This is a genomic window from Amycolatopsis sp. NPDC059027 (assembly GCF_042739735.1).
GTDB lineage: Bacteria > Actinomycetota > Actinomycetes > Mycobacteriales > Pseudonocardiaceae > Amycolatopsis.
On the sequence record NZ_JBHYIK010000129.1, the window covers coordinates 1 to 10,730 of the forward strand.

General features: G+C 70.4%; 8 protein-coding genes. 4 read left to right on the plus strand and 4 right to left on the minus strand.

What is annotated here, in order from left to right; all coding sequences use genetic code 11:
* Nucleotides 1–269 precede the first annotated feature (269 nt).
* Both ACFWY9_RS43640 and ACFWY9_RS43645 read right to left on the minus strand, forming a co-directional pair.
* Nucleotides 270–1,187: an SURF1 family protein gene (locus ACFWY9_RS43640; RefSeq protein ID WP_378341660.1), complete on the minus strand. Its 918-nt coding sequence runs from the start codon at nucleotides 1,185–1,187 to the stop codon at nucleotides 270–272.
* A 46-nt stretch (nucleotides 1,188–1,233) separates the two neighbouring features.
* Nucleotides 1,234–1,701 carry a low molecular weight protein-tyrosine-phosphatase gene (locus ACFWY9_RS43645; RefSeq protein WP_378341661.1) on the minus strand — a complete coding sequence of 156 codons (468 nt, stop codon included), beginning with the start codon at nucleotides 1,699–1,701 and terminating at the stop codon, nucleotides 1,234–1,236.
* 31 nt (nucleotides 1,702–1,732) lie between these two features.
* Here ACFWY9_RS43645 and ACFWY9_RS43650 point away from each other — a divergent pair, with 31 nt between their 5' ends.
* The 4 genes from ACFWY9_RS43650 (at nucleotide 1,733) to ACFWY9_RS43665 (ending at nucleotide 6,407) form a co-directional block, all read left to right on the plus strand.
* The gene (locus ACFWY9_RS43650; RefSeq protein WP_378341662.1) at nucleotides 1,733–2,539 is read left to right on the plus strand and encodes a Nif3-like dinuclear metal center hexameric protein; all 807 of its coding nucleotides are present in this window, start codon (nucleotides 1,733–1,735) and stop codon (nucleotides 2,537–2,539) included.
* A gap of 30 nt (nucleotides 2,540–2,569) precedes the next feature.
* On the plus strand, nucleotides 2,570–3,307 hold the full coding sequence (locus ACFWY9_RS43655) for a zinc ribbon domain-containing protein (protein WP_378330121.1): 738 nt from the start codon (nucleotides 2,570–2,572) through the stop codon (nucleotides 3,305–3,307).
* Nucleotides 3,304–4,422, plus strand: a complete 1,119-nt coding sequence (locus tag ACFWY9_RS43660; RefSeq protein ID WP_378341663.1) for a bifunctional RNase H/acid phosphatase — start codon at nucleotides 3,304–3,306, stop codon at nucleotides 4,420–4,422. The genes ACFWY9_RS43655 and ACFWY9_RS43660 overlap by 4 nt, the downstream gene beginning before the upstream one ends.
* Nucleotides 4,423–4,655: 233 nt before the next feature.
* Nucleotides 4,656–6,407, plus strand: coding sequence for a hypothetical protein (locus ACFWY9_RS43665; RefSeq protein WP_378341664.1), 1,752 nt, complete (start codon nucleotides 4,656–4,658; stop codon nucleotides 6,405–6,407).
* A gap of 184 nt (nucleotides 6,408–6,591) precedes the next feature.
* Here the strand turns inward: ACFWY9_RS43665 and sfnG are convergent, their stop codons facing one another.
* Nucleotides 6,592–7,728, minus strand: a complete 1,137-nt coding sequence (sfnG, locus tag ACFWY9_RS43670; protein WP_378341665.1) for a dimethylsulfone monooxygenase SfnG — start codon at nucleotides 7,726–7,728, stop codon at nucleotides 6,592–6,594.
* A 150-nt stretch (nucleotides 7,729–7,878) separates the two neighbouring features.
* Nucleotides 7,879–10,641 (minus strand): BREX system ATP-binding domain-containing protein, encoded by a 2,763-nt coding sequence (locus tag ACFWY9_RS43675; RefSeq protein WP_378341667.1) that lies wholly within the window; start codon nucleotides 10,639–10,641, stop codon nucleotides 7,879–7,881.
* Between the last annotated feature and the right edge of the window lie 89 nt (nucleotides 10,642–10,730).

The window sequence follows — 10,730 nt, forward strand, 5'->3', positions numbered from 1 at the left end:
CGGCCCCCCCCGAGATCTACACTGGCTTTGGCGGGGGCCGCGTCTGTTGTGTATACGCCCCTGGTTCCGGCCACCTTACGGGCGTCAGACGCCCGTAAGGTGGCCTTAACGGCACGTCCGCCGGGGCTCTCGACCGGGTTTGTCGGTCCCGCGTCCTAGGCTGTTTGGTAGGGGGCCTCGGGGTGTCCTGAATCTTCCGTTCATTCCTTGCGGGGGCCCTGACCTGCGGAAAGAGAGCAAGGGACCTTTGCTTGCGTTGCTTAGCGGAACTAACGAGTGGGAGTAAAGGTCCCTTGCTCCGCCCCCGAGCCAGCCGCGCCGGACGGGGCGTCGGATGTGGTGCCGGACGGGGCACGGGGCCGCTCGGCCTCCTCGGCGGCCTCGTCCTCGGCGAGCATCTCCGCCACCGACTTCCGACGTCCCCGCTCGGGCCGCGGCGTGGTGAGCGCGCCGCCCGGCTTGAGTTCGCGCACGGTGAAGTACAGCCAGCCCAGCAACGCCATGGTGCCGAAGGCGATCCACTGCAGCGCGTACGAGAAGAACGGGCCCGAGTCGAGCTGCGGCAGTGGCAGCGGCTTGATGACGCCGGGCTGGTCGACGTCGAGCTGGAAGTAGCCGGGGCGGATGTCGAGCTTCGCGGCCCGCGCGACGACCCGCGAGTCGACGACGTAGCTCTGCAGTTTCCCGCCGGATGACGGGTCGGTGGTGGCCTCACGGTTCTTCGGGTCCGTCTCGTCCGGGCGGGCGCGCGCGACGAGCGTCACCGTCCCGGTCGGAGGGGCCGCGTAGGGCGGGACGCCGGAGTCCGCCGACAGGCCCACGTAGCCGCGGTCGACCAGCACGATCGTGCCGTCGGTGGTGCGGAACGGGGTGAGGATTTCGGAGGCGCCCTGGCCCTGCACCGTCCGCAGCCGCGCGACAACCTCGGCCTCGGGCAGGTATGTCCCGGTCATGGTGACCAGGCGCCATTCGGTGCGCTGGTCCGGCTCGGCGCCGGGGGCCAGTTCCTGGGACAGCGGCGCCGGAGCGGCGGTGAAGGAGGCCCGCACGGCCGCGTTCTGGGTCTCGCGCTCGGTGTCCCGCCGGAACTGCCACGGCGCGAGCAGGGTGTAGCAGCAGACGGCGAAGGTGAACACCACCACCGTCAACGCCAGCCAGCCGGGCCGGAGCAGGAACCGCAAGCGCACACCTCCACGGTAGGCCGTCCCCGCCGCGACCACGACGGCGACCTCGTCAGCTGTGGGCTCGCACCCAGTCGAGCAACGCGGGCACGCTGCGCTCGATCATGCCCAGTACCTCGGTGAACCCGTCGTCGCCGCCGTAATACGGGTCGGGGATCTCGGCGCCTTCGGGCGCGGACGGGTCGAACGAACGCAGCAGCCGTACCCGCGAAGGATCGGTGGCCCGCGCGCGAAGGAAGTCGACGTGACCGTCGTCGGCGCACAGCAGCAGATCGGCGTCCAGCTGGTCCTCGTCGACTTCGGAGGCCACGTGCGACGTCGGGTAGCCGTGGGCCTTGAGCGTCGCGCGGGCCCGCTTGTCCGCGGGCTCGCCGACGTGCCACGGGCCGATCCCGGCGCTCGACACGCGCACGGAGTCCGACAGTCCGGCGTCGGCCAGGGCGTGCCGGAACACGAGTTCGGCCATCGGGGAGCGGCAGATGTTGCCGGAGCAGACGAAGACGAGATGCGGGGTCCTCACCCGTCGAGACGCTACATGCGAAAATCGCCGGATGCCCGCCGTCTCCGACATCATCACAGCGCTCGAAGCCGCCTACCCGCCCGAACTGGCCGAATCCTGGGACGCCGTCGGGCTGGTCTGCGGCGACCCCGACGACGACGTCACGCGAGTGCTGTTCTGCGTCGACCCGGTCGCCGAGACCGTCGGCGAGGCGATCGAACTGGGCGCGCAGCTGATCGTCGCGCATCATCCGCTGCTGCTGCGCGGGGTGCACGGAGTTCCCGCGGACACCGCGAAGGGCGGGCTCGTGCACCGGATGATCCGGGCCGGTGTCGCGCTCTACTGCGCGCACACCAACGCCGACTCGGCCGACCCCGGGGTGTCGGACGCGCTCGCCGGGGCGATCGGCCTGCGCGTGCTGCGCCCGCTCGACCCGAACGCCGACGGCGTCACCGGCATCGGCCGGATCGGCGAGCTGCCCGAGGCCGAGCCGTTCGCCGCGTTCGTCGAGCGGGTCGGGAAAGCGCTGCCCGCCACGGTTCCCGGCGTCCTCGGCGCGGGCGACCCCGAACGCCCGATCCGCACGGTCGCGGTGTCCGGGGGCGCGGGCGATTCCTACCTCGCGCGCGCGACCGCGGCCGGGGTGGACGCCTTCGTCACCGCGGACCTGCGTCATCACCCCGCGGGGGAACACCTCGGCGGCACCGGCGCGGTGCCCGCGCTGGTCGGCGTGACGCACTGGGCCAGCGAATGGCCCTGGTGCGGGCAAGCCTCGGCCGTCGTCGAGGCCGCGACAGCGGGTACCGTCGACACCTGCGTCTCCACGCGGTGCACCGACCCGTGGAACCTGCGCGCCTAGCACCAAGCACTGACAACTACAGGGAGCACCGTGAAGGCCGATTCCGCCGTCCAGCGCCAGCTGCTCGACCTCGCCAAGGTGGACGCCGAGCTCTCGCGCACCGCGCACCGCCGTCGCACCCTTCCGGAGATCGCCGAGATCGAGGCGGGGGAGAAGACGCTGCGCGAGAAACGCGACGCGCTCGTGTCGGTGCAGACCGCCGCGTCCGACCTCGACCGCGAGGTCGCGCGGCAGGAGAAGGAGATCGAATCGGTGCGGGCGCGCGGGGATCGTGACCGCAAGCTGCTCGAATCGGGTTCGGTCAACGCCAAGCAGATGACCGACATCGAGCACGAGTTGCAAAGTCTCCAGCGCCGCCAGACCGCGCTGGAGGACGACCTGCTCGAACTGATGGAGCAGCGCGAGGCCCTCGAACTCGACGCGAAGCGGACCGGTGCCGAGGTCGACAAGGCGCAACAGGACGTCGCCGCCGCGACCGGACGGCGTGACGAGGCCTTCAAGGACCTCGACACCACGACCGCGCGCCGTGACGAGGACCGGGCCAAGCTGGTGCCGCGGTTCCCCGCCGACGTGCTCAAGCTGTACGAGCGGGTCCGCGCGCACAAGGGCATCGGCGCCGCGCTGCTGCGGGCCCGCCGGTGCGGTGCCTGCCAGCTCGAACTCGACCGCAGCACCATCGCCGAGATCAAGGCGACGCCCGAGGACACCATCGTGCAGTGCGAGAACTGCGGCGCGATCCTGGTCCGCACGCTGGAGTCGGGCCTGTGACCGACCGCGTGATCGTCGAGGCCGACGGCGGGTCGCGGGGCAACCCCGGCCCGGCGGGCTACGGCGCGGTGGTCAAAGACGCCGCGACTGGTGACGTGCTGGCCGAACGCCGGGAATCGCTGGGCATCGCGACCAACAACGTCGCCGAGTACTCCGGTCTCGTCGCCGCGCTCGAGGCCGCCGCCGACGCCGGAGCGTCCACAGTGGACGTCCGGATGGACTCGAAGCTCGTGGTGGAGCAGATGTCCGGCCGGTGGAAGATCAAGCACGCCGCCCTGCAGCCCCTTGCCGCGCGGGCCAGGGAACTGGCCGCCGGATTCGACCGCGTCACCTACCAGTGGATTCCGCGCGCGGAGAACTCCCACGCGGACAGGCTGGCGAACGAGGCGATGGACGCGGCCGCCGGGAAGCAGGTCAAGGCCGCGAAGGCCGTCGTGAAGGAAACCGACCGCTCTTCCCCGGCACGCTGGACCGGCGCCAGCGGCACCCCCACCAAGCTCCTGCTGCTGCGGCACGGCCAGACCGCGATGTCGATCGACCGGCGCTACTCCGGCCGCGGCGACGTCCCGCTGACCGACCACGGCCAGGCACAGGCCGCCGCCGCGGCCAAACGGCTCGCCGGGATGCCCGGTCTCGTCGTCGACGGCGAGGCGGCGCCGATCGTCGCGTCCCCGCTCACCCGGACCAAGCAGACGGCACAGGCCGTCGCCGACGCGCTCGGCGGCCGCGTCGAAACCCACCCGGGGCTCATCGAGACCGACTTCGGCGAATGGGAGGGCCTGACCTTCGCCGAGGCGAAGGAACGCGACCCGGACCTGCACCGCCAGTGGCTCGGCGACACGTCGGTGCCGCCGCCGGACGGCGAGAGCTTCGACGTCGTGCACCGCCGCGTCCGCAAGGCGCGCGACGAGCTGATCGCCGAGTACGGCGGCCGGACGATCGTGGTGGTCAGCCACGTGACGCCGATCAAGGCGCTGCTGCGGATGGGCCTGGACGCCGGTCCGTCGCTGCTGTTCCGGCTGCACCTCGACCTCGCGTCGCTGTCGATCGCGGAGTTCTACCCGGACGGCAACGCCTCGGTCCGGCTGGTCAACGACATCTCCCATCTCTCATGACCCCCCTGTCATAACCCGGATACCGGCGGTTGCTCGTGACGGCGAAATGTGGGATGGATCACGCCCGATGATGACGCGTGGACAGGGCCGGATGAGGTATTGGCTAGAGTGCTGCTTCGAAGTTGAGGGCGCTGTGGCGCCGCGACGACGGATCCCGCCCGGGATCCTCCTCACGGGGGCGCAGGCTCGTGCGTTTCTCGGCAAGGCCTGTGAATAGGAACAGTGACGGGGACATGACGGCAAGCGCACTCAGCGAAGCATCCGAACGTGACCTGCCCAGCACGCCGGATTCCGAAACCGAGCGGCGCGGCTGGGCGCTGCGGCTGGCCCCGTACCTGGCGGTGCTCGCCGGGGTCGCGGCGGTCGCCTGGCACGCCACCCGCTACAAGCACTGGATCGTCGACGACGCGGCCATCACGTTCTCCTACGCGCGCAGCTTCGCCGACGGCCTCGGCCCGGTGCTGCAGCCGGGGGCGCCGCCGGTCGAGGGCTTCTCCGACCCGACGTGGATGGTCCTGCTCGCGCTGGGCAAGGTGGCCGGGCTGTTCGACCACGGCCTGCTGCTGGGCATCCCGGACTACGTGCTGTTCCCGAAGCTGCTCGGGCTGCTGTTCACCGGCGGCATCCTCGCCGGGTTCCAGGTGGCCGCGCGGCAGGTCTTCCGGCGGCACGCCTGGGCGATCACCCTCGTCGCCGGGCTGACGCTGGCGACGATCCCGTCGTTCGTGATCTGGGTCGTGTCCGGCCTGGAGAACTCGCTGTTCGCGTTCGGTGTCGTCTGGCTCGCGGTGCTGCTGTTCGTCGCGGCCCGCAAGGACAACCTGCTGTCGTGGAAGGTCGCCACCGCGGCGGGCCTGCTGGTCGCCTTCTGCGCGCTGACCCGGCCGGACGGGCTGATCTACGCGGGCGCGTACCCGCTGGCGGTGCTGTGGCAGCTGCGGCGCCCGTTGCTCGGCACGAGCATCAAGCACGTCCTGATCTCGCTGGCCGCGTTCGTGATCCCGTTCGGTGCGTACGTCGCCTGGCGGCACAGCGAGTTCGGCGGACGGCTGCTGGCCAACCCGTCGATCGCGAAGCAGCAGGGCCTGCCCGACCTGACCTCGATCATCCGGCCCGGCGCGCTGGTGCTGTACATCGGTGTCGCGGCGGTCGTCGTGGTCGCGGCCCTGATCGTCTGGGCGATGGTCAAGGCGCCGTGGCGGCGCGCGCTGTACGTGCTGCTGACGCCGTTCGCGCTCGGGATCGTCGCCTTCGGCGTGCTGATCCCGGACTGGATGGACCAGTACCGCTTCGCGACGCCGGTGTGGGCGCTGGGCGCGCTGGCCGGGACGATGTGCCTGGCGGAGTTCCTGCGGACGGTCAAGGCGCCGGTGGTCCGGGTCGTGGCGCTGGTCGTGGTGATCGCGTCGCTGGTCCCGTCGGCGATCGGGTTCGTGAAGGTCTCGGACAAGTTCATCAAGTCCCCGACCATCCCGGCCTGCCTGGTGGCCGACCGGTTCGGCCGCGGGTTCAACACCATCGCCGACATGCTGGGCCTGCAGCAGGCGTCGCTGCTGCTGCCCGACCTCGGCGGTTCGTCGATGACGAGCAGGCTGCAGCTGGTCGACATGGCGGGTCTCGTCGAGGCGAACGTCGCCGACTACCTGCACAAGGACGACATCCACGGCCTCCGCGACTACGTCTTCGACAAGGTCAAGCCGACCTTCATCCACTCGTGGGGACCGTGGGCCAGCGGCAACGGGATCGCCGTCGACCCGCGGATCGACCAGGACTACTACCCGATCTTCGTCTACCCTGGCCCCGGCCTGCGCAACGGCGACTTCGTCCGCAAGGACGCGGTGACCGACATGGCGAAGCTCGAGGCCGTCCGGCACTACGCGGCGACCACGATGATGAACGTCGAGGGCCAGCACTTCGTCACGGCTCCGCTGGACGACTGCGGCCCGACCATGAAGCCGGGGCAGACCATCGCCCCGCGCGGCTGAGGCTTTACCCGGACGCACCCGACCTGCGGCTCAGTGGGTCCAGTGCGTTCCCCGCCGCCGCGGGGATGTGCCGATGCTCAAGGGGACCCGCGCCTCTTACGACGTTCCGTGAATGCCACATCGAGGGACTCTGAGTCCCTCGATGTGGCATTCACGGACTTCTCGACCTGCTGGAACGGAGCCGTCAGACGCTCAGGGGTTCGGGGGTGGCGGCGCTGCGGTCGATGTCCTTTTCCAGCTCGCGGATCACCGGCAGCACGTGCTTGCCGAAGTACTCGACGTCCTCCAGGTAGTGCAGGAAGCCGAGCAGCAGCAGGTTCGCGCCGCGCCGCTTGTACTCGATCGCCCGGCGCGCGATCTGCTCCGGCGTCCCGACCAGGCCGGTGCGGAAACCGTCGTTGTACTGCACGAGATCGGCGAACTCCGAGTCGGCCCACATGCCCTTGGTGTCCGAAGTGGACTTACCGGCCTGCTTGACGGCGTTGCGGAAGCCTTCCACCGCGTCGACGTTGGCCTTCGCGACGATCTCCCGCAGGACGTCCTTCGCCTCGCTCTCGGTCTCCCGGGCGATCACGAACCCGTTCAGTCCGAATCGGACGGTGTGGTTGTTCGCCGCCGCGTAGTCGTTGACCTCTTCGACCTGTTCGGTGAATCCGTCGAAGTCCTTGCCATTGCTGAAGTACCAGTCCGACACCCGGCCGGCGAGCTTGCGCGCGGCCGTCGAATTGCCGCCCTGGAAGATCTCCGGATGCGGCCGCGCGTCCCCGGTCACGGGCTTCGGCTTGATGTCGAAGTCGTGGATCCGGTAGAAGTCACCGCCGAACTCGGCGTGGTCGTTCGTCCAGAGTTCCTTGAGGACCCGGATGAACTCCTCCGAACGCCGGTAGCGCTCGTCGTGTTCGAGCCACGGCTCGCCGAGATTGGTGAATTCGTCCTTGAACCAGCCGCTCACGACGTTGACCGCCGCCCGGCCGCCGGAAAGGACGTCGGCGCTCGCGATGAACTTCGCCAGCACGCCGGGATGCCACAGTCCGGGGTGGATCGCGGCGATGACCTTGAGCCGCTGCGTCGCCAGCAGCAGCGCGAGGCTGAACCCGGTCGATTCGTGCTGGTAGGCGGCGCCGTAGCTGGCGGTGTACCGCACCTGGGAAAGCGCGTACTCGAAGCCGTTGTTCTCGGCGAGAACGGCCAGATCGCGGTTGTACTCGTAACCCCAGTCGGTGCGCTGTTCGATGTCGCTGGTGACCAGGCCGCCGCTGACATTCGGTACCCAGTAGGCGAATTTCAGCGGCTCGTGCAGCCGTGCTTCGTTTTCGGGCATGGTCGCTCCACAAAAGTGAAAAGTGAAAAGGGTGCGGAAAGGTGCTACGCGAAACAGCGGTAACCCGCCACGCGGACGTAGTCCACATGGCGGCGGCGGGTCAGCAGGGCGCCGGACATGGCCGAAGTAGAACAGCGGCTCCCGAGCCGGTCAACGGCCGTCCACGCCATGGGACTTGAGCGCTCCGGGCAGTTCGGCGCGGCCGGTGATGCCGAGCTTCCGGTACGCCCCGGAAAGGTGCAGTTCGACCGTGCGTCGGGTCAGGTGCAGCGCGGCGGCGATCTCCCGGTTGGTGAGCCCCTGCACGGCCATCACGGCGATGCGGTTCTCCTGGCGCGTCAGCCCGTGCTCGTTTTCCTTGGCGGGCGACAACGTCCGGCGCGCCGCGCGAAGTTCTTCCGCGGCCCGGCGGCCGAGCGGCCGCGCCCCGCACTGTTTGCTCAGCTCGACCGCCTGGCGCAGCGTGGCCGCGGCCTTGTCCGGTTTCCCGTGCCGCGACTGGAACGTCCCCAGCTCGGTCAGCGCGTTCGCGAGGTGCAGCCGGGCTGGTGAGGCGGCGAGTGTGCCGACGGCCTTCTGCAGTGCGCGCTCGGCTTCCTCGTCTTCGCGCACGAGTCCCATGGTGGTCAGCGCTGTCCCGAGTGGACGCGCGGCGCCCCAGCGTTCCGCCGCGCAGAGGTCCTCCTCGGCGAGCCGCGACGCCTCGTCGGTCTGGCCAAGCGTGAGCGCGGCGCGGACGGCGTAGGCTCGCCAGGCGACGAAGCCGGGGAACCGCATTCCGTGATGTGCCAGCCGACGACCGCAGCTGAGGAGGTCTTCGAGGCCGAACCGCGTGTAGCCGGTGGCCACCCGGAGCCTGCCGCGTGCGTGCAACAGGTAGGTGTGCGAGAAAAGTCCTTGGCTGGAAACGAAATCCATTCTGTCCAAAAGGGACGTCGCGGCTTCGAAGCGGCCGAGGTCGACCCAGCACTCGACCAGCCGCGCCGCGCACAGCACCGCGATCGGGCAGATCGTGGTCGCGTCCCGCTCGTCGAACTGGCGCAGCAACGATTCGAAGTGGACACTCGCGCGCTGCAGGTCACCACCGGCCTGTAGCGCGATACCGCGGGCCAGCGTCGGCAGCGCGGCGCGGGGGACGTGGTGATCCCACGGTTCGCGGTCGAGGTCGAGCACCCGGCACAGCCGGTCGGTGTGCGCGGGCTCGTCGGCGAGCACGGCGGTGGCGAGCGTGAAGAAGTAGTGCTGCTCGAACAGTTCTCCTTCGTCGCCCGCGAGTGCGTCACCGAAGTGACGGACCGCGTCCTTCGCGCATTCACCGCTGCGGACGGCGTCGAGCGCGAGCAGCGCGGAACGGCTGCGCTGCGCGGCCGGATCGGTCAGCGGGGCCCACTGCTGGCCGAAGTCGCGGAAATCCGGGGGCGGGCCGAGCCTGCTGCCCGCCTCGGCGAGGTAGGTCATGCACAGCAGCGGCCAGACGGCGTCCGGCCCGCCCGCGTCGAGCCGGGCGGCGATCTGGCCCGCCGCGCTGATCGCGAGCCGGGCGTCCGGGCCGCCGCACAGCGCGAGGATCATCGCGGTCGCGATGATCGCGGCCATGTCCCGGTCGCCGACGTTGTCGACGGCCTCGCGGATCCGGGCGGGCGCCGACTGCGGATCGCACCGGTATTCGGCGTGCGCCAGCTGGAGCAGGACCGCGAGGCGGCGGCCAGGGCGCAGTCGTTCTTCCAGCGTGCGCCGCAGGTAGCGGACGGCCAGCTCCGGCTGCCCGCCGAACACCGCGTTCTTGGCGGCGAGGCACAACGTCGTGATCGCCCACGGAACCTGGACGGCGGTGGCCTCGAGCAGATGTGCCGCGACGCGCTCGACCGGCGCGCCCGCGTCGGCGAGCAGCTTCGCCGCTCGGGCGTGGGTCACCGCCCTGGTCGCGACCGGCATGTCGGCGAGCACGGAGTTGCGCAGGAAGGGATAGGTGAGTTCGGGGCAGTGGCTGTTGGTCAGCACGTGCAGGCGCACCATCGTGTCGATCGCGGTGAGCGCCGCGGTCTCGTCGACGCCGGCGAGCCGGGCCAGGATGTCGAAGGCGGCGTCCTGTCCCAGCACCGCCACCGCCTGCAGGATCTCCCGCCCGGCGGGGTACTCCTGCAGCCGCGCGTGCATGATCTGGCCGATCGCCGCCGCGCCGATCTCCCGCGGGTCCGCCCCGGGGACGAGCCGGGGGCGCAGGGTCTTGAGCAGGTACGGGTTTCCGCCGGTGACCTCGCGGCAGGTCGAGACCAGCTCACCGGGCGCGAGGCCGAGCAGGTCGGCGGCCGCCGTGGTGCCGAGACCGTCGAGCTTGATCGTCAGCGGCGTGCAGCCGGACATCTCGAGCAGGGCGACCTCGCCGAGGGGCTGGCCGATGAGCGAGGTCAGCACGATCACCACGGGCAGTGCGGTGACCCTGGCGCGGATGTAGGCAAGGCAGCGCATCGACCACGCGTCCGCGACGTGGACGTTGTCGACGCCGAGGAAGACCGGTGCCTGTTCGGTCGCGTACCGGACCGCGCGGAAGAACGCTTCCAGCGCCTCGCCCTCCTCGTACCCGGTGAGAGGATGCTGAATCGCGAGGCGTTCGGTGACGTGGGGAGCGCGGGGCAGGGGTGACGCGGCTTCGCCGAGCTGCCGGAGGAAGGTGTCCTGCAAGCTGTCCGACAACTGGCGGCTGACTCCGCCGGACAGGTGAGTTTCCAGCCGCGAGGCGGTGGCGAGCGCGACGGTGAACCCCGCTTCGCGGGCCAGCGCCGCCGTGGCCGTCAGGACCGACGTCTTGCCCATGCCGAACTCGCCGACCAGGATCGCGCCCGCGGCCCTGCCGTCGAGGGCGACCGCGAAAAGCCTGGTCAGCAGGCCGATCTCACGTTCGCGCCCGGGCAGCGGCGCGGTGCGGGGCGTGGGGACCCCATCCCCCCCGGGGGGGGCCCCCGGGGTTTAATAGGTATACACCCTAGAGAACTTCAATTGGG

Excerpts from the sequence above, each read along its gene's own strand:
- ACFWY9_RS43665 (WP_378341664.1), top strand. The coding sequence starts at position 4,656 with ATGACGGCAAGCGCACTCAGCGAAGCATCCGAACGTGACCTGCCCAGC.
- sfnG (WP_378341665.1), bottom strand. The coding sequence starts at position 7,728 with ATGCCCGAAAACGAAGCACGGCTGCACGAGCCGCTGAAATTCGCCTAC.
- ACFWY9_RS43650 (WP_378341662.1), top strand. The coding sequence starts at position 1,733 with ATGCCCGCCGTCTCCGACATCATCACAGCGCTCGAAGCCGCCTACCCG.